12 protein-coding genes are annotated in these 21677 nt (G+C 35.4%); 10 read left to right on the top strand and 2 right to left on the bottom strand.

The genetic code is table 11. The annotated features are described in order from the left end of the window. Window positions 1-251 precede the first annotated feature (251 nt). On the bottom strand, window positions 252-2447 hold the full coding sequence (locus PL77_RS28130) for a T9SS type A sorting domain-containing protein (RefSeq protein WP_082026777.1): 2196 nt from the start codon (window positions 2445-2447) through the stop codon (window positions 252-254). Window positions 2448-2791: 344 nt separating this feature from the next. Between PL77_RS28130 and PL77_RS28125 the strand changes: the two genes are divergently transcribed. The 5 genes from PL77_RS28125 (at window position 2792) to PL77_RS28105 (ending at window position 11847) form a co-directional block, all read left to right on the top strand. Next, complete coding sequence (locus tag PL77_RS28125; RefSeq protein WP_156152584.1) at window positions 2792-5725, top strand: T9SS type A sorting domain-containing protein; 2934 nt, start codon at window positions 2792-2794, stop codon at window positions 5723-5725. Between the two features lie 156 nt (window positions 5726-5881). After that, window positions 5882-7720: an arylsulfatase gene (locus PL77_RS28120; RefSeq protein ID WP_063769057.1), complete on the top strand. Its 1839-nt coding sequence runs from the start codon at window positions 5882-5884 to the stop codon at window positions 7718-7720. An 829-nt stretch (window positions 7721-8549) separates the two neighbouring features. Next, window positions 8550-10157, top strand: a complete 1608-nt coding sequence (locus PL77_RS28115; RefSeq protein WP_044212910.1) for an alpha-L-fucosidase — start codon at window positions 8550-8552, stop codon at window positions 10155-10157. Between the two features lie 575 nt (window positions 10158-10732). Continuing rightward, window positions 10733-11251, top strand: a complete 519-nt coding sequence (locus PL77_RS28110) for a GNAT family N-acetyltransferase (protein ID WP_044212907.1) — start codon at window positions 10733-10735, stop codon at window positions 11249-11251. Between the two features lie 47 nt (window positions 11252-11298). Further along, entirely contained in the window at window positions 11299-11847 is a 549-nt protein-coding gene (locus tag PL77_RS28105; protein WP_044212905.1) for a GNAT family N-acetyltransferase, read from the top strand. A 169-nt stretch (window positions 11848-12016) separates the two neighbouring features. Here the strand turns inward: PL77_RS28105 and bluB are convergent, their stop codons facing one another. Next, window positions 12017-12625, bottom strand: coding sequence for a 5,6-dimethylbenzimidazole synthase (gene bluB / locus PL77_RS28100; protein WP_044212903.1), 609 nt, complete (start codon window positions 12623-12625; stop codon window positions 12017-12019). 320 nt (window positions 12626-12945) lie between these two features. Between bluB and PL77_RS28095 the strand changes: the two genes are divergently transcribed. From PL77_RS28095 to PL77_RS28075, 5 genes are all read left to right on the top strand, one after another. Continuing rightward, entirely contained in the window at window positions 12946-15783 is a 2838-nt protein-coding gene (locus PL77_RS28095) for a TonB-dependent receptor (protein WP_052444807.1), read from the top strand. A gap of 58 nt (window positions 15784-15841) precedes the next feature. Next, window positions 15842-17281 carry a right-handed parallel beta-helix repeat-containing protein gene (locus PL77_RS28090; RefSeq protein WP_044212902.1) on the top strand — a complete coding sequence of 480 codons (1440 nt, stop codon included), beginning with the start codon at window positions 15842-15844 and terminating at the stop codon, window positions 17279-17281. A gap of 672 nt (window positions 17282-17953) precedes the next feature. Next, the gene (locus tag PL77_RS28085; protein ID WP_044212900.1) at window positions 17954-19069 is read left to right on the top strand and encodes a sensor histidine kinase; all 1116 of its coding nucleotides are present in this window, start codon (window positions 17954-17956) and stop codon (window positions 19067-19069) included. Continuing rightward, on the top strand, window positions 19066-19737 hold the full coding sequence (locus PL77_RS28080) for a LytTR family DNA-binding domain-containing protein (RefSeq protein WP_044212898.1): 672 nt from the start codon (window positions 19066-19068) through the stop codon (window positions 19735-19737). The genes PL77_RS28085 and PL77_RS28080 overlap by 4 nt, the downstream gene beginning before the upstream one ends. A gap of 295 nt (window positions 19738-20032) precedes the next feature. Continuing rightward, entirely contained in the window at window positions 20033-21436 is a 1404-nt protein-coding gene (locus PL77_RS28075) for a sialate O-acetylesterase (RefSeq protein ID WP_082026776.1), read from the top strand. The last annotated feature ends 241 nt before the right edge of the window (window positions 21437-21677 follow it).

Below are 21677 nucleotides of genomic sequence, written 5' to 3'. Positions count from 1 at the left end.
TCTCCTGATTTCTAAACACTATAAATAACAAAAACTTAGTTTACAGTGTGATAAACAGCACAAACGTATTGTGTTGAAATAAAAAGACACTATCACTGCAATACCTTGAGTGATAGTGTCATTTGTTTTTAAAGATCTTCAGAAATCAAATGATTTCTAATTCTTATGCTATCGAAAACTTTAATAATAGAAAGTAATAGTTCGATGGGTTGGAGTAATACTATTTTGCTTTAAGTAAGGTTGATGAAGGACTACTGTTTTATAATTTTTCTACTTCTAATACCGTTTTCAGTAGTTACAGTAAGTATATAAATGCCATTGTTCAAACCAGAAATATCAATTGTTTGTTGGTCAGAACTTATCAGCACCTCTCCCGAAAGAGAGAGGATTTGATAGCTGTCTTTATTACTCAATCCCTTGATATGAAGCAAGTGGTCTGAAGGTACAGGGTATACCTTCAGTTCTTCACTATATTGACCTAAACCAAGCGGTTTATCTACATTTCCATCCTTAAACGTTGAACGCTCTACTGGAACTGAGAGATCGTAAGTCTTTAAAATCAATGTTGTGACATGTCCGCCATTATCACTGAAATTGATCGAAATATCATTATTTTCTTTGATCAATTCATAAGGAATTGGGACTTCAATCACTCCAAAGAAGCGATCTCTATTTTCTTGTCCATTACCTCGCCAGTTTTTAGGGAACGGTATGCTTGTGCCATTGACAGTTAACGTTGGATCCAACGATTTGTCTAAATCACGACCTAAACCAATACGTAGAATAGCTTCTCCATGATCAGTTGTAGTGACATTATTGATAGAGAAATGTACCGGTAGATTAGCCTTAATAGGCTGTAGGTAAGAACTGGCATAAAATAGATTTTCTGTTTTTGTTTCGCTGATATCAAAAGCACTAGCAAACGTATATTCCAAAATCATAGTCGCTTCAGCCCCTAACGTTACTTTATCAAGGTGTTCAGTATAGTTGATGGTATCAAGCTGTGTAAGTTTATTGATTTCATAGGCGTGTTTTACCATGATATTTTCTACAGGGTAGTTCGAAAGCTCACTGATATTCAACTGTACTTCTTTCTCTTCAGGATTCAAATTACTTAAAATCAAATATAATTTATCACCATCAACATAAGCATCAGAGAGTAAATCAAAATCATTGGGTTTGGTATCAATACGAGTACCTTTTACATTGGCCCAAAGTTGGAAAAATTTAATAAGGTCAGTGTATACATACCCTGAATGAGGTGCTTCGCCTTCCATTTCACCTAACTCTCTCATCAATCTTGGACCATATGCATTATACTCATCCTCGGCTTTATTATGAGCCCAAGTAGCTTTGGTTAATAAGAATGGAATAGCATTGATAATTTGATCTTGTCTTTCCAAAAGTTGTAGTAGCATAGAAGAAAATGATCTTACATTGTACCAGTCTCGTTCAGGATAATAAGGGCCATCACAACTTGGACAAAACCACCCATATTCAGAAATAGACCATTGTTTCACTTCACCCAATTGCAATACACTGTAGTGATTGATCATATCCATAATGGCTTCAATATTACTGCCCTTTCTTTGTTTTTCAAGCATAGTATCTTGATCGCCCACAAAATCATAGAGGTGGAAAGAGAAGAAATCCATATTTTCACCAGCCTCATCAATAAACATTCTCCAATTGTTATCCCAATGTTTGAAATCAGCACTTTCAAAGGCAGGGTGAGCAGCAGTATAACCACCGACCAATACATCAGGGTGATCTTTTTTAACACGTTGAGCCACCACATTGTGCATTCTTGCAATCTCAATATTTGAAGTATTGTATTGACTTGCCTTTACGAAAGGTTCGTTTAATACCTCCAACATCAAAGGCTTTTGTTTACCTGTTGTTCCACCTTCTCCAAAATAATGGGTAAGATACCCGCTATAAAATTCAGCGACAGCATCATAGTTTTCATATTCCCATGGAGAGGCATCACTACAACATGAACTTGGTTTAGTTTTTTGTCCATTAGGATACATTGGTGACATTTGACCACCTTCCATACTTGTTACAATTCGATGTTCTAGCTCATGAGCAGCTGTTCTTCTTGCGTAATTTTTTCTAGTTTCTTCTCCTTTTTGTTGAATATGTTGGGGATCAGGCCAACCTTTTCGATTGGGATCTTCTCTCACTTGGTTAAATTCCCAAACGATAGAACCATTGTTACGTCCCAAATACACATCATAGTCATTTAAAAAAGAAGCTCTTTGTTGATCACTGTCCCATTCATTTCCTGTGATGCTTTCATGGTAAACCATAAATTTAGATCGATCAAATTCAGCACTATTACCCACAATGTGCTTCATGTTTAGGTTGATGTCGAGCGTGTCTTGTGCCATTATTGCATAGCTGAAAGTCAGGCAACACAAAAGTAATAGAAGTAAGTTTTTCATCTCATTTATCAGTTATACTTTATTAAAAATTGTTCTGTTATCTTCAATATTGCGTTTTTGAAGGCTTCTATATCAGATAAAAATAAACGAATAGTAGGGGTGAAATTTTATTCAGTATGAATCTGTTTAAATCTGAAATTGTTCAGAAAAAACTCAGTTTGTAATTGTGGAATTGTTAGTTTTTATACTTTATAAGAACAGGTGGTTCGTGACTTGAAAAGGGGAGTAAAGCATTAATTTTACATCGGTATAATGATAAATGTCCTATTATCAATTCATTCGTTTCTAAGAGTTTAAGTGTAGTTCGATACTTTTAGAATATGAAATAAAATGGAATGATGAACATGAAACTATTACTTTACAGCATAACTTGGTTAGGAATATACTGCTTTTGTAGTGCTAATGCAATGGCTTTTTTGTCTGAAAATGACACACTGCCCCCAAAAGCAAAAACGACTTCTTCCTCTACTTTTTTTAAGGAACTTCAAACGACTAAACTAACATCAAATAACGAGTATGTTTGGACTCAATTTGGTCCGGGGATGTCAGGCTATTGTGAAGAATTCTGGTGTCACCCTACAGATGATGATGTGTTGTTTATGTCGCCAGATATGTACAATAGTTACGGTTCTTGGGATGGAGGAAATTCTTGGCATACTATAAAGGATGTGGATGGAAGCGGAAAAGACATGAGGCGAATTCAGTCGATTGTATTTTCTCATCAAGATCCTGATTTTGGATTAGCGATAGATGTGAGAGGGCACTTGTATAAGTCAATGGATAAAGGGCATACTTGGCAATTTCAATCTTCATTCAATGGTGGAGGAAGGCATTCAGAAATGACAGTTGACCCAACGGATGATAATAATTGGTATATAGGAGCAGGTGACTTTTGGAATATTAAAGCCAATCATAGAAGTCAAAATAATACTTTAGGCCATACTTATAACTATTCTGCTTACGGACATATTTGGAAAAGTACAGATAAAGGAAATACATGGAAGAAAATAAAGTCAGGCTTACCTTCTAATTTAGATGTAGGTAAAATTATCGTTTCTCCGATAGATAATAATATCCTATTGATGGTGGCCAATTCAGGGGTATATAAAAGTAAAGATCAAGGTAAGACTTGGGGTAAAAGTGCTGAAGGACTACCCAATAATAATCCTCGTGATATGGTGCATTATTATGATCAATCTACCCATGAGCTTATTTTCTATGTATTAGAACAGACCTATTATCATTCTGGAGCAAACCATTCAATTTCTTCAACAGGAGGAGTTTTCAAGAGTACGGATCAAGGGGAATCATGGGAAAGTATTACAGGGAATTTGGCTTTGGATATGACTCAAATTACAAATTATATCACCAAAGATAAATACTGGAGAGCGGTGTCTTATTGGCTAGAAATGTCTAAAAGTGATTTTAAAGCTAAATACACAACTTTCCCTCATCAAGTATTACCCGTTTTCAATCGAATAGCGGTTAACCCTCTCAATAAAAACGAGATTTATTTGGGGCATAATGTAAAGCATGATTTTAGTTTTGGCCCAGGAGATGTTTGGAAAACTTCTGATGGTGGTAACACTTGGAATGCTACGGCCCGAACAGGTACGTATTGGTTGCAGGAAAAAGACCAAGCGTATTGGAGTGGTCGAAATCAACCTGAAGGAATGAATACTAAGTTTGCTCATCTTCAATACCAAATGGAAAATATGGAAGAAACATTTGGGAATCGTTTTTTAGCAATCAATCAAAAGGGAGAGGCATTTATTTGCTTGGATCAACAAGTATTGAAGACTGTTGATGGAGGTATTTCATGGCAGCAGATAGATGATGTTGAAACTGAAGAGGGAAGCGGACACTGGGTTGGTACAGGAGATAGTAATCTTCCTGGCCGCTTTATGTTATTGGAAACGGGCAAAGAAGGACGTTATTTTTTCTGTAGTGGAGAACATGGACTTTGGGAGTCCGCTGATTTAGGAAATTATCCAAACAAAGAAGCCGTAGCGGTGAAACAGATAGAAGGGCAAGTACACAAGAAAGGGGCACACTCTATTGCAACAGTGGCAGTGCATCCCAATAATCCAGATATCATCTACATATTGATGTTTAGACAAAGTCATCGAGGGTATTTGAGGAAGTCAACGGATGGAGGAAAAACATGGACCAATGTGGCTAAAGCAATTCAACATGAAGGGAATGATTCAAGCGATATGCTTTTCCAATATTCATTGACCATAGACCCTGACAATCCCCAAAACCTTTACTTTTGTGTGATTGAAAATGCAGTAGCTGAGGTAAGCGCCAACAAAATTCCAAAGGATTTTCATGATTTCGGAATCTATAAAAGTACAGATGAGGGCAAAACTTGGAGCATCATGAACAATGGTTTGCCCACAACACCAAGTGTCAGGAGGATAGTCATGGACCCTAATAATTCAAAAACCTTGTATGCAGCATTAAATCAAAACCGAAGTGGAGAGAAAGGTGGCCTTTACAAAACAACGGATCAAGGTCAAAATTGGCAAGAAATGACCATCCCTTCAACGGTCCAATCTGTCAATAACTTTTTTATCGATAGAAATAACCGGTCTATGTATATTTCATGTGGTACTGAAGATGGGACAATGACAGAAGGAGGAGTTTGGAAAAGTGATGACGAAGGACTTTCCTGGACTAAAATCTTTGATTTGCCTTATATCTGGCAAACAGAAGTTTCCCCAGTGAACTCTTCAATTATTACGGTAGTGGCCGCCTTGCCTCACGAAAATAAAGGAGCGACCATCATGAATCCTGGAGCATACATTTCAGAAGATGGGGGGAGTACTTGGATAAAAGTAAATAACAATCTCGGCCAACCTGATGTGATCACTGATTTCAAACCAGACCCATATACTGAAGGAGCCTATTGGTGTGCATTGAAAGGAAGTGGTTGGGCTAAAGTTGGGACTAGAGTAAATCTTGGTCTTGGAGGAAATACAGACGATAAGGATGATGAAGTACCTACCGACTTAGGCCGTTCTACCCAAGAGGAAACAATTAGAGTATTTCCTAATCCAATGGCATCACAATGTACCATAGATATTTCGAAAATTGGAGTCCCTTCTGAGTTGAATGTTGATGTGGTAAATATGGAAGGAAGGAGCGTCTTGTCACTTCATGAAATGAATTCTTCAATAGTGAAAATGGATACTAAAACACTGCAAAGTGGAGTATACATTTTGATGGTAAATGCCGACCGAAAACAATATATCAAAAGAATTCTTATAGATTGATTGAAAAAAGGAGAAAAGAAGGAATGGAAAAGGATTAAAAAATGAATAGAATAATTTCACCCTCATGAATACGGTTTTTATTCCCTTCTCTTAAGGTATGAAACACTAATTTTAGATATGTAAAGAGATATAGAACAACTTTTTGAATGATAAGAAATGAGATTGAATAAACTAAAATATTGGATTTCCGGCACTCTTTTGTTTCTGCCTTTATTGTATTTGATAGGATGTGAGGATGAAATCAAACAACCTAATGTGATATTAATTGTTACCGATGATCAAGGTTACGGGGATATTAAAGCACATGGAAATAAGGAGGTAAATACTCCAGAAATGGATCAACTTTACAGTGAAAGTTTACGCTTGACCAATTTTCATGTAAGCCCTACTTGTGCTCCAACCCGAAGTGCATTGATGACGGGTAGAGATTGTAACAGAGTAGGTGTATGGCATACAGTAATGGGAAGGTCAATGCTGTATGAAGATGAAGTGACAATGGCTGATGTCTTTTCAGAAAATAATTATGCTACTGCTATGTTTGGAAAGTGGCACTTAGGAGACAATTACCCTTTTGCACCTCATTACAGAGGTTTTCAAGAAGCATTTTTCCATGGAGGTGGAGGTGTAGGTCAAACGCCTGATCATTGGAATAACGATTACTTTAATGACGTATACCTGAGAAATGGAAAAGAAGAAAAAGCGGATGGTTATTGTACCGATGTTTGGTTCAGTGAAGCACTAAGCTTTATTGAAAAAAATAAAGAGAAGAAGAAGCCATTTTTCTGTTATATCGCTACCAATGCCCCTCATGGTCCATTAAATGTACCGGCAGAATATGCTAAGCCATATATGGATAAAGGTATTCCAAAAAGTAGATCAAAATTCTACGGAATGATTACGAACATTGATGAGAATTTAGGAAAACTGAGAACGAAACTTAAAGAATGGGAAATCGAAGATAATACCATCTTAATTTTTATGTCTGACAATGGTACTGCTTACGGAGCATCTTTTAAAGGGGCAAAGCTAAAGAACGGTTACAATGCAAACATGAGAGGGACTAAAGGAAGTGCTTATGAAGGTGGACATAGAGTTCCGTTTTATATTCATTGGAAAAATGGTGGTTTGAATGTCGGAAAAGATATGGATTTCTTATCTGCTCATCTTGATGTATTACCAACGTTGATGAAGCTTTGTAATTTAAAATCATCAAAAGAAATCGAGTTTGATGGAATGGATATTACAGAGGTTATCAAAGGAAATAATGAGGCGAAGAAAAAGTCGAAAGAAAGAGTATTGATCGGAGATTCTCAACGTGTTCCTTATCCTGAAAAATGGCGTAATTCTTATGTGATGAATGAGCGTTGGAGGTTGATCAATGGAAAAGAGTTATATGATCTTACAAAGGATCCGTCTCAATTGAATGATGTAGCTAGTCAATATCCAGATAAGGTAAAAGCACTTCGTGAAGCATATGAAGCCAACTGGGCATCGATTTCACCTACTTTTAAGAATTTCCCTTATATCAAATTGGGAACGAAAGAAGAGCCACTTTCAATGCTAACCGCACACGATTGGCATATTAGTGAAAAGCAGCCAATTGCTTGGAATCAAATGTTGATCCGTAAAGGTGTAGGTATTGATGGAGAATGGAGAGTTGATTTTACAAAACCAGGTAAATATCAAATAGCATTGAGCAGATGGCCAAAAGAGGCTGACTTGCGGTTAAATGCTGCAGCACCGAAATTTATCTCAGATGCACCTGATTATATTTTACCTGAAGGTAAAACTTTTGATTTTATCAGTGCTAAACTTAGAATTGGTAATAAAATTTGGAAGCAAACAGTAGAGCCAAATGCAAAAAGTGTTGTTTTTGAGGTAGAAGTTCCAAAAGGTGAAACAACAATGCAAGCTACTTTTATTACTGCTGACAACAATCCAAAGGGAGCATACTATGTGTATGTGGATAATCAAAATACATTGAAATCGAAATAGTTTATTATATATTGTATGGTGGAACGCCCATAGCTTTTGGTTGTGGGCGTTTTTTATGATTTGATTTAAAGTATTACATAACTACTATATTGTAAAATACATTACCATTTTTAAGGGCTCATTTCATGAAATTCTTAACGCTTTTCCCTTCAAGGCCGGGGTAGAACTACAAAACTAAAAGAGTAGTATTTCTAATGGCACGAATGTTAATCGATAGCATCATCCGTGTCCTGTAGATTAAAAGAAATCTCCTGATTTCTAAATACCATGAAATAGTTGAAAGTTTAGTTTACAGTGTGTTTTAATATCATGTTATTCATTATCGTTAGAAACTTTCACAAAGTAATTTTAATAGAGGCGTATTTATAGCGGTATTTTAGTTTAACGATCCCTAACATTTAACACGTAAGAATGCATTGTCCTCTTTCATTAACCCTTTACAGTACGCCATTCACAATTAATTTAACATTAATACATCCATGATTCATATCTCATAAAAATGACCATTAACAACATTAGGGGGGTATTTGAGGGTATAGGAGTGGTAAATATAAAATTACTCTTATTCTGTACTATTGAAGTAGGAGTGATAAATACTTGAAATAGGTGGTATTTGATGATGAAAATAACGGAATACCCCCTGTTTTACTTCCATTTTATCACATGCTTAATATACCACCCTATTTTTGAAAAGAATGTTACTAAACCCCATTCACATATGCTTTAGTTTTGTATAACGTTAAAGCATTCTTGTTTCCGATTTATTTTTTAACCCCAAGAGTGTGGTTACGTGTTGACAATATTAGAAGACCGAAGCATTTATAATAACATGAAATTAATTAAAGCCATTTCGCTCTGTGCTTTACTGGCATACACATCCTGTGATGTCGTAAACAGAAAGAGTGAGGTAAATATTCAAAAGGAAGAAAAATTTGAAGAGGATTGGGAGTCCCTCTCAAAAGCAAACATAGCTCCCGATTGGTTTAAAGATGCAAAGTTTGGGATTTATACGCACTGGGGACCTGTATCAGGTGCTTTTGTAAATATGAGACCTAAACAGCATTTGGCAGGGTGGCATGGTATGTTGATGTATGGAAAAAATGGTGTTCCAAACTGGCGAACAGGTGAACTACCCAAAAGAAAAAATGGAACAGTAAACGATAATCCTACGGGAAATTATAAGCATCATACCGCTCAGTTTGGGGACCCAAGCGAAGTAGGTTATAAGCACTTGATAGAAAACTTTAAACCCACAGGTTTCGATGCAAAGGAATGGGCAGATTTGTTTGAGAAGTCAGGTGCAAAGTTTGCAGGGCCAGTGGCTATGCATCATGATAACTTTGCAATGTGGGATAGTAAAGCAACTCGTTGGAACTCCATGAATTATGGAGGAATGGATATTTCAAAAGAATTAAAAAAGGAAATTGAAGGCAGAGGAATGAAATATATAGCATCATTTCATCATGCTTTTACATGGAAGTATTTTGCTCCGGCACACGTTAATGGCAAAGTAGATCCAAAAGACTATGATCTTTATACTGAACCTCATGGGTATGATAGTAATATGCCTTCTGAAAAGTTTCATCAAGAATGGTGGGCAAAGTTAAAAGAATATATCGACAACTATCAACCGGATATCCTTTGGTTTGACTGGTGGTTGGAAAATATGGATGAGCAGTACCGTAAGAAATTTCTTGCGTACTATTACAACAAAGGCAAAGAATGGAATAAAGATGTTGTTGTACTTTTTAAAGAAACGACTTTTCCAGAATCCACCGCAGTGAGAGATTATGAAAGAGGACGTCCGAATAAACCTACCAATGCAACTTGGATTACAGACACTTCTCCGGGTACATGGTTTTACCGTTCAAATGCCAAGTTTGTTTCTACTAACGAATTGGTAGATATTTTAATCGATATCGTATCTAAAAATGGTAGCATGCTATTGAACGTTCCTCCAAATCCTGATGGTACTATCCCACCAGAAATGAAAAAGCTTCTAGTGGAAATGGGTGAATGGTTAAAAGTAAATGGTGAGGCGATCTATGCTACTCGACCATGGAATGTATTTGGTGAAGGTCCTACTCGTTTACCAGCAGGCGGACACAAAATAGAGCGTAAGAAGATTGTTTATACTGAAAATGATATTCGTTTTACGAAAAAATCAGATCATGCTTTTTATGCCATTGTTATGGATACTCCAGATGAAGATATATCAATTTCAACATTAGGAACACACCTAGGAGTGTTGAATAAAGATATTGAGAAGATAACGTTATTAGGTAGTGAAGAAGAGTTACAATGGGAGAGAACAGAAAAAGGTTTGATCATAAAAAAACCGAAATATTTCCCATCTCTTTTTGCACATTCCTTCAAAATAGAGTGTAAAGGTTTAAAACAAACAGGCTTAGGCGGTGAATTAGAGCAAACTTTATAGACAGGTTAAATAGTTAGAAGATTAACAGAAGAGTACTATTTCGGAATTCGTTTTTTGATTTAGTACTCCCATACAAAGTCAATTTAAAATAGTTGGTCTAAAATAGTATAGTGTGACTACTTGTTTTGACAAAGAGCATGTTTGAGAATGGTTTTTCAAACATGCTTTTCTTTTTATGGTGCGAATGTTAAGCGTAAATTTCATTTGTGTCCTACAGATCATCAGAAACCTCCTGCTTTATAAAAACCATAAATTTCCGAATTCCAGTTTATTATGTAGTAATTTGTAAACTAAATTTTCGTTAATTAATATAACGTCCCTCCAGCACTGCATTTTAGAAGATTACATAAAACCTTTGTCTTTTGACTTCAAAGCCTAGATTTTTTGCTTCGTTTTTCACCAATGGAAAAATGAAGAAGGAGGAAACTTGAAAATAGATCCTATAAATGCTTATAGAAAGGTTGATTGAAAGTTGACGATAATTTAGTTTACAATGTGATTGTTATACTCACAAAAAATAATTGTATATATTGGGGCTCTTTTTCTATTCAAACACTAACTTCCATTAAAAAAGAATGAAAATTGAACTTCGAGAACTCCAACATCATGATATACAAGATCTAATTAACTATTGGACTAAATCTGACCCAGACTATTTAAAAAGTTTGGGTGTTGACCTTCAGAAACTTCCACCCGAAGAAGGTTTTAGAGGGATGCTGGAACAACAAATTAAATTACCTTACGCAGAAAAGCAGAATTACGCATTAATCGTGATTTTTGATGGTGTTTCAATTGGACATGTCAACATCAACGAAATTCATTTTGGGGAGACAGCCAAAATGCATCTGCACCTTTGGAAAGATGAATTCAGAAGAGGTGGAATTGGGGTGCAAATGATTCAATTGGCTATACCATTATTTCTTGAGAAATTTGAACTTAAAAAACTAATTTGTGAACCTTACGCAGAAAATGAAGCACCAAATAAAACATTAAAAAAAGTAGGTTTTAAATTTATCAAAAGGTATACTACAGTGCCGGGTTCTATTAATTTTGAACAAGAAGTGAACCAATGGGAATTTTCAATAGAGGGTTAAAAACTATTGGACTTTAATAATTCGTAAATAATAATTGAAAACTGACTATGAAAACTTTTCACGTTGAATCTGAACGTTTACTTTTAAGAGAGTTGAGAGTAGAAGATGTAGAAGGTATGTTTGCCTTAGATTCAAATCCTAATGTTGTAAAATATATAGGAATTCCACCATTAACGGATAAAGCACAATCATTGGAATATATTCATAATATCCAACAACAATACGAGGAGAAGGGGATTGGTCGTTGGGCATGTATTCTCAAAGAAACCAATGAGTTTATTGGGTGGGCAGGATTAAAAATTGAAGAAAAATTAAGTGATTTTGGCCCTTATCATGACTTAGGGTATCGATTAAGAGAAGAATTTTGGGGTAAAGGTTATGCTACAGAAGCAGCAAAAATAAGTCTTGATTATGCCTTTGAAGTATTGGGTTGGAACGATGTAGAAGCATGTGCTGATTTTGATAATAAAGGCTCTAATCATGTATTGAAAAAGATAGGGATGAGGCATACAAGAGATTCAATGTATGAAGGAATACCATTACATTGGTATAAAATTACAAAGTTGGAATGGCTCCAAAAAATTAGTATTGGGTAGTGATACAATCAGTACCTAAAGCTATTTTTTAACCAAAAAAAATAATACATTTCGTGTTTTTATTGGAAATTCCGGTTAGCACATAAAAACAGAAAACACACAAGTTTTGACCTTAAATAAGCAAGACTTGTGTGTTTTTACTTGATGTTATACTCAACCCGAAGGGATATTAAACATACTCAATATAAGGTTTCGGACTTCTACTTTTCCATTTTTCTTTTTGAAGCATTGGCTCTCCACCATAATCAGTGGCAGGTTTACCCACGCACATATACCCCAAACTTTGCCATGTTTCTGGAACATCAAAAAGGGCTTCAAATTTTTCGTAGTCAAGTATTGAGACCCATCCGGCACCATAACCTTGTTCGGTTAAAGAAAGCCATAGGTTTTGCACAGCACAAGCACAACTCCACTCCAAAGTGCTACTATTGCCAATAGTACCAATAGTAAAACCTTCTAACATACCATGATCGCAAAATAAAGCAATACCCAATGGGGTTTCCTCAATTGCTTCTAACTTTAAGGCACTATAAAGTTTATGTTGTTTATCATTATTGATCCCTAACTTGGCCCTTTTATTAGAGTCATCAAACAAGGCTTTGATATCTTTTTTCTTTTCTTGTGATTTTACAACCAAGAAACGCCAAGGTTCTGTAAGCCCTACTGACGGGGCTGCATGAGCAGCGTCTAATGCTTTCAAAAGAACCTCCTCGGGTACTTCGTCTTTGGTAAAATGTCTCGTATCTCTTCTTTTATGAATACAATCGTATAAGTCCATTATGTCTAGTAATATTTAGTTTTAATAATCTGACTTCTAAAATATCGAAGAATCTAATAAAAATGAAGTTCTAGCTGCCATATATTGTAGTTTTGATGATAACTACCAACTGTTTAAATCCTTTAAAAATAGATTTACGACTTAACAGCATAACATTAGGTTCATATTTAAACGATTGTAAAGTCGCCTAATTTGAATCAATTACCTTTTGCTTTTTGAACTTTTAACTTTAACAATCCAAACTTAACGTTACAATGTATTTTGTGTTATAAGAATGGTATTTTTTATTCCTTAATATTCTCCTAAACATCATATCATGTATGCTCACTTATTTTGCAGTGTTAAAAACAAAACCAGTGATTTACTACACGATCAAGATGACGAGAACAGTTACTATTTTATTTCTACTTCTCCAATTCCCTTTTATTTCCTTTGCCACGGGTATTATAGGTGAAGTGAAAGGAAGTGATGGAGAGCTTTTAATTGGAGCCGTAATTTCCATTGAGCCTATCCGAAAACAAAGTGTTGTGGGTATGGATGGTTCTTTTAGAATCAATGATCTTCCGGAAGGAGAATATACTATAACTGTAAATTATGTTGGCTATAAAACACTTACAAAATCAGTTTTCATTCCAGCTTCTGGTTGGGTAACCGAAGACCTTGTTTTAGATGTAGATGCTATACAATTAGAAGAAGCCGTAGTGTATGGTACCCAAGAAAGAAAAACAGCAGAAAGTGCTCGTGCTACAGAAAGAGTAGCCTCAAAGGTAATGACGGTAGTGTCGGCACAAGATATAGAGTTGTCACCCGATTTAAATGTTGCCAATGTAGTGCAAAGAGTTTCGGGAGTTTCCTTAGAAAGAAATAACTCAGGTGATGGTCAGTTTGCCATTGTAAGAGGTATGGACAAAAGGTATAACTATACGTTAGTAAACGGGGTGAAAATTCCATCTCCAGATAATAAAAACCGTTATGTACCTTTAGATTTATTCCCTTCTGATCTATTGGATCGTTTGGAAGTGACTAAAGCACTTACCCCTGATATGGAAGGTGATGCAGTGGGTGGTGTGATCAATATGATCATGAAAGATGCTCCTGATGCTTACAGTGGTCAATTAAATTTATCTTTGGGTAATAACTCATTATTTGGAGGTGATAACCCATTTATGACTTGGAATACTGGGGGTAACATCAATACACCACCAAGCTGGAGAGGAATTAATAATGCAATCCCAAGTGATTTTAGCACAAATCATTTGCTGAATCAATATAAAAACTATGTACCAAATATTGTTGCAGGTTTATCTATCGGTAATCGATTTTTGGATGATAAGCTAGGTGTAATGTTAGCAGGTAGTTATCAGCAAACCGCTAGAGGTTCTGAAAGTACATGGTTTAGTACGGGTATGTTGGCTGATGGTACTACTTCATTGGATAACATGGAAGAGAGAGATTACTATCAACTGCAAAAAAGAATGGGTCTCCACGCGAAGCTTGATTATAGAATAAATCAAAATCACTCCCTACAGTGGTATAACGCATTTGTCAACTTAAGAAACGATCAAGTAAGAGACGTCACAAGGACTCGAACTTGGGGTAGTTATGACCCTATCAATGGTAATGCTGGTGAGATGAGTTATGTGACACGTTATCGATCTACAATCCAACAGATTTTTAACTCTACATTGACAGGACAGCATCAATTGAATAGTTGGTTCAAAGCAGATTGGTCAGCGGTATATTCCAAAGCAAGTAATAATATGCCTGACAATACAAAGTTCTCCCGTTCGGGAAGTATGACTAATTGGGTAGAAGAGCCTGAAAGAATTGCAGCAAGGTCTTCATTGACAAGAAGATGGGATTATAATGATGACGAAGATGTAGCATTATATACAAACTTCACCTTCACTCCAGAAATAAGTTTTATTTATGATACAGAGTTTAAAGTCGGTGGTTTAGTCAGAAATAAAAACCGTTCGAATGATTTTGAACAATACCGTTTCAATGCCGGGAATAGAGCTTTGGTCAAAGGTGAAGATTGGAATGATATCACAGATGTCGATTGGATTATTGAAAACCCTACAGGTGTGAATTATTCTCCCAATAGATATCAATCACATGAAAATATCAGAGCCGCTTATGGTCAGTTCAAATTTGACTTTAACCAAAAACTAGAAATGACAGGTGGTGTTCGTATGGAACATACAGATATTGGGTATTACTTGCCACAACCTACCAATGAGATCATTGATAATGACTTACAAGAGATGAGTCAAACGTATGTGGATTTCTTACCGAGCATTCATTTCAAATATAAAATCAATCCAAAGTCCAACCTTAGATCATCTTATTTTAAATCAGTAATCCGCCCAGGTTTCGCAGAATTTGTGCCGATTGAAAATGGAGATACTGAAGATGACTGGACTGAAATGGGTAATCCCTATGTTGAAAGAACTATTGGTCATAACTTGGATTTAAGGTATGAACTATTCCCTAGCGGAATGGACAAGTTTATGATTGGTGGTTTCTATAAAAAATTAATCAACCCAATTGAATATTCATTAAACCGTCAAGCGGGCTACATCATGCCTGACAACTATGGCGATGCTGAGAATATGGGTATTGAGATTGATATCGTAAAGTACTTCAATAAGTTTGGTATCAGTGCCAATTATACTTACACGCACTCTAAAATTGTCACGGAGAAAGCGTACTACGATAGAGAAGATCCGAATGATGACGAATCTGACATTATTATCAGATCTGCTTTAGAAGAACGCCCATTACAAGGACAGGCAGCACATATTGCCAACCTTTCATTACTGTATAAAAACCCTGAAATTGGCTTAGACATGCAATTGGCTACAGTTTATACAGGAGATAGAATTCATAGTTTATCTGCTTTCTATGGCAATGATATGTGGCAAAGAGGTTTCTTCCAGATGGACCTTTCAGTTGAAAAAAGAGTGTCTCCAAAGACATTGATTTACCTGAAGGTGTACAATCTCTTGGATAATGCATATGAAGTGGAAATCAGACAACCAATCAATGAGGCACAGTCGTATTTCCCACATCAAGGAGATGTTGGAGACAATGTACTTGTTCGTCAGGATTTTTACAGAAGACAATTCCTAGTAGGATTAAAATATAATTTCTAATAAAAGACATTCCACTAATTATAAGAGTGGATACCATTAAACTTTCAAAACTAAAACCATGAAAAAAGTTTTTATCTACAGATTACTAGCGTTTTTATTGCTAGCAACACCAGTTATTTTATCTACATCATGTTCTAAAGAAGACGTTTCGGTTGGTGATGATGACAGAGAACCTATTGATCCAGATGCAGGACGACCTGAAGGTAGTATTAGTATTGGTGGTAGAATCAGCGATGAATTAACGTTAGAAACGGGTGAGGAATACTGGTTATCAGAAAACTTAATTATTGAAGATGGAGCTACATTGAATGTAGAAGAAGGTGTTACTGTTTGGGTAAGCCCGTACATCAACCCTGAAATTGTGGTACATGGTAAAATGTATGCATGGGGTACAGAAGCACAACCAATCCTTTTCACATTATCGGAAGCACAACCCGATTATTTTGATTATGGTCGTGTAAACTGGGGTGGTATCAACGGTGGTCAAGTGCCAGAAGGTGCAACTCGACCTGATCAAGAAATTGGTATGACTTACGTAACCATCCAATATGCAGGTGGTCCAATGAACGAAAACTCAGAAGCAGTACGTGTAGGTAAATTACAGCCGGGTGAGTTAGGATACTCAGTATTCTTTAACAACAACCAAGGTCAATTATATATGGAAAATTGTACGGTTGAACACTCAGGAGGAGATGCGATTTATGTTGAAAGAGGTCAAATTGCATTATTCCACAATAAAGTGGCTTATGCGGGTACAACAGAAGATGAGGCATTTAACTTCAAGCAAGGTACTGTTGGTGATTGTGCATTTAACTTAATGTACTCAGCGGCGACAAATGGTATTAAAATCAATAACTCTAAGCCGGTAGAAGGTGACCAACAGACAAACGTAAACATGTACAACAATACAATGGCGTACTGTGGTTGGAGACGTGATGGTGAAAGAGGCGGATCGATCAACATTGAAAAAAATGCTAGAGGTCGTATTTTAAATAACTTGATTGTCAATTCAAAATATGGAACTAAAGTAGATCCATTTACAGACATCGTAGGAACAAATACATTGGTAAAAGGAAACTACTACTTTGGTCACGTAGATGGAGATCATGAAAATGGTAACGGTTACTTACCTCATCACGGTATTCAACCTTATGATGATGATCAAGATGAGACAAATGTAGGTCACGAAACTTTCTGGAGAGTTTTTGATGGTACATGTAACTTCTTCACTGCTTATGGTGAGAACACTTGGACGGAAGAGTTAGAAGATCCTGAGTTTGTAAACTTTATTGATCAAACTCCTAACCCTGATGGTGACGCAGCAAAAGAAATTGATTACAAAACGTTAGATTTCAGATTGTCCTCAACTTCTCCTGGTATTGATTATGGTACAGATAAAATGGAATTATTATCTGAGCAAGTAGTTACTGAAGTTGGAGGAATTGTCATCACAAGACCAGACTTATCTGCAACAGTTGGAGCATTTGGTTCTAACTAATCCCAAGACTACTTATTGTATATATTGTTTTGTGTAGTAGACGTTTTATTTTAACGTCCTGATCAACCACAGCATGTTCCTTAAATTGATTTTTCGATAACAGTCTAACTATTGTATCGAATTTCAATGGGCGTGCTTGTGGTTTTTCTGTGTTTAAGTACTAAGATAAAAGTAAATCATAATTAATTTTTTGTGATTACTTCCTTCAAAAAACAATAAATAGATTTTAGTATTAAATAATTTTGTTTTGGAACTTATAAATATATTGTAAACTAAGTTTACGTTATTTATATTGTTTAGAAATCAGGAGATTTCTGATGATCTGAAGGACACGAATGACGCTGACGCTTAACATTCGCGCCATTGAGTTTTCTACCATTTTAGTTTGGTAGTTTTCCCCTTGGCATTAAAGGGAAAAGCGTTAAGAATTTAGCAATTGCGTTCAAAGCCTAGATTTTTTGCTTCATTTTTCATCAATGGAAAAATGAAGAAGAAGGAAGTTTGAAAGTTGATCTTATAAATGCTTGTAGAAACGTTGATTAAAATTTAATGAAAACTTAGTTTACAATGTGATAAATGTGTTTCTCTCTCCAAAAGTATTGTTCATCACTCGAAATGACACGTTCAAATAAAAAAATTGTAGACTTCTAAAGGGTCATCTACCTTTGAAGTATGAAAAGTAAAATCATCAAATATGGAAAGTCGGTCCTTATTGGTTCAACAATAACAGGACTGTTGTCAGTGATAATGATGTCTGTTGGTATTATTATTACGCCAATTACAGAAACAGAAGAATTTACTGTAGCATTGCTATTTTGGTCTCTACTAGTGTCATTTATTACCCATCATTTCTCTTATCTCAAAAAGAAAATACCACTACTTTTGAAGTTGGCAGCTGCATTATTGTTTCTCATTTTCATCACACTTTATGATGAAGCAGCCGAAATCCCTGAAAACCCAGTCACAATAGTATTGGTTGTTATCCTTTTTAATTGGATCGTCTACACCATGACGGCAAAGTTCTACAAAAAATATTATAAATATTTTTGGGGCTTTTTTATTTCGGTTTTGCTATTCAGTTATGTATTTCATGAACATGTGGATAGTGCTGAACAATATGAAACGGTAATTTCCCTCACCGTACTCACTATCCCCGTGTTATTTTCACTTTGGGTATATGAACAGTGGAAATGGATCAAATCATTAAAAAGCGAAAAGTCTAGAGCCGAATTACAGCTTTTGAAAAGTCAGATCAACCCTCATTTCTTCTTTAATACCCTCAATAACCTCTATGGATTGACAGTTGAAAAATCAGATCAAGCCCCGGAAGTCGTTTTAAAGTTGGGTGATATGATGCGTTATACGATTTACGAAGGACGTGAGGAAAAGGTAAATATTCAGAATGAAATTAAGTATTTAGAAAATTATATTGAATTACATAAAATAAGGTATCAGAAGAATGTCCAGATCCATTTTATCAATTCTGTGATATCTGATTATAAAATTGCACCTTTACTTTATATTATTCTTTTAGAAAACGCCTTTAAGCACGGAGTTGAAACATTGGTGGAGAATGCATATATTTTTATTGAGATAGAAGAAGAAGGGACACAGGTAATTTTTTCAATCGAAAATAATTATGATAAAGCACTGATTGATCATAGAGTAGGGATTGGTATTGAAAACCTTCAAAAAAGATTGGAGTTAATTTACCCCAATTGTCATAACTTAGAAATCAGCAGTTCAATAGACACTTATAAAGCAACATTGATAATTGATTTAGTATGAGATATTTAATTATAGATGATGAACCTATTGCCCATCGAATCATAGAAGGATATTGTGATAAAATTCCTTATTTAGAAAAAGTAGGAAACGCGTATGATGCTTTTGAAGCCATGGAATTTTTTCATACCAAAGAAATAGATCTTTTATTTTTGGATATCAATATGCCTAAAATGACGGGTTTTGAGATGCTGAGGTCATTGCCTGTTCCACCCAAAGTGATTGTTACTTCGGCGTATCAAGAATTTGCCCTTGAAGGTTTTGAACTGAATGTAGTAGATTACCTTTTAAAACCCTTCAGTTTCAGTAGGTTTATGACAGCTCTTCATAAAATTGCTCCTCAAACCAATACATCTGATAAGGATCGTTTTTTTGTGAAAGTTGACAAACAACTAAAAGCAATCAATAAAAAAGAGGTGTTATTTTTAGAGGCCTATGGTAATTATGTGAAGCTTCATTTTGCCAATGAATACATCGTCTGCCATCAAAAATTATCGTATTTCGAAGAACTACTCTCGGAAAAAGATGATTTTATAAGAGTACATAAATCCTTCTTGGTGAACAATTATAGCATTGATGTTGTGGAGGGTAACAGAATTAAAATAGAGGAAAAAGAAGTGCCCATCGGCCAAAAATATAAGAGTCAAGTTTACGAGAAGTTGAACTTATAATTACGAATGCTATATTACTACTAACGATTCATTTGTGTTAATTATTGACTATTAGATCGTTATATTTAATTTTCAATACGTTGACATTTGTTTTTTCATTGAAATCATTTTATAATTGCGATTGATGATTACTAGTTTTACTGTCATTTTTGTGAATGATAGACTACTAAAGCACTTATAATTAACTTAAACTTTTTGACACAGTAACTATTACTATCGAAGCTATACTATTATTTTTTATTTCTTAAAATGCTTCCAATCAATAGAATTACTGCTAATGTTACTCTAAATTAAAATGAAAAAACTAATCATTCTTTTTGTACTGTGGGTTTTTGTAAGCCCGTTGTATGCATTGTCTATTAGTAACCTTTTTTCCAGCAACATGGTATTGCAACATAATACTACTGTAACCCTATGGGGTTGGGGTAAAAAAGGTGAAAAAGTGTCCATTCATCCTTCTTGGGGGCTTGCTCATACGGCAATTGTCGATGAGAATAACAACTGGAAGGTACAAATCCCAACACCTCAAGGGGGTTACAAGGCACATACGATCTCTATTTCCAATGAAAAAGAGGAAATAAAATTGACAAATGTTGTACTTGGTGAAGTTTGGTTAGCCGTAGGGCAATCCAATATTACAGCTACTTTTAATGAGTATGTCAATAAGCCAAAGTCGGTCTTCGAAAAGTCTTCTTATCCTAATGTAAGAATGATGACTGTACAACAAAAAAATAAAGGTTATATCCACGAAGATATTCAAGGGAAATGGGAGGCATGTACCAAAGAAAACTTGGAACACTGGAGTGAATTGGGGTATCACTTTGCCTCGGAATTGAATCAGAAATTATATGTACCTGTAGGTATAGTCGTACAAAATTGGGGAGATGAACCCATTGATAGTTGGCATGAAGAATCATTTCTAGAGCAGGAATTGGCTTCTATTGAGCATATTAACGAAGGTGTTGAGCAACAACCTTTCAGCTTTCATCATGAAGACATTGCACATCATGCATTAATGTATCAGTATAGAGATTACAAATTTGCAGGTATTCTTTGGTCACATGGTAAAGACCAACCTAATAAAAAAGGAGATTACAAAAAACAGATGACCACATTGATCAATCATATGCATCAACAATTTGGAAATATTCCTTTTTATTATGTCCAAATTGCTCCTTACAAGTACAAAAAAATGACACATGGAGCAATGATTCGTGATCATCAGAGACAACTATTGCACATAGATAAAACAGCGATGGTGGTTACCAGCGATCTAAGCGATATCTACAATTTACATTCAAAAATAAAAGATGAAATTGGGGTGAGGCTGTCTAAAGTTGCATTGAAAAAGCATTATAACGTACTGAAAGATGAATTAGTGGAGTCACCAAAATTGGAAAAGATCATTAAAGATGGGAAACGCTTGTATGTCTACTTTAAGTATAACAAAGGTTTACACTTTGAAGAAGGAGACCAAGGCGATTTTGAAGTAAGCGGAGAAGATAGGGAATACCATATTGTAAAAGCAAAAGTGCAAGACGATATCGTTGTTTTAGAACTTGGTAAGATAAAGAAACCAGAGTATGTGAGATTTGGATGGAATAGCCGTGCTGTACCTCTTTTGATTAATGAATCGGGCTTACCAGCTTCTTGTTTTTCTAAACAGAAGATTATTGACATAAAAGATAAAGCAATGTAAGCTTATTACTTTTGGTTCTCGCTTTCAATTAAAGCATTTTTTATAACCTTATTAAGATCTCCATTCTTGATAAGGTTATTATTTATCTTAGCACTTTGTAAATTCAATTTTCGAATATTTATAATGTTTAGAAATCAGGAGATTTCTGATGATCAGTAGGACACGAATGACGAAATCGCTTAACATTCGCGCCAGTGGAGTAACTACACTTTTCGTTTAGTAGTTCTAACCCCGGCCTTGA

It is taken from the genome of Flammeovirga sp. OC4, from assembly GCF_000812565.1.
Classification (GTDB): Bacteria; Bacteroidota; Bacteroidia; order Cytophagales; family Flammeovirgaceae; genus Flammeovirga.
Note: the sequence above shows the minus strand (reverse complement) of the source record. Positions and strands in the feature narration are given on the sequence as shown.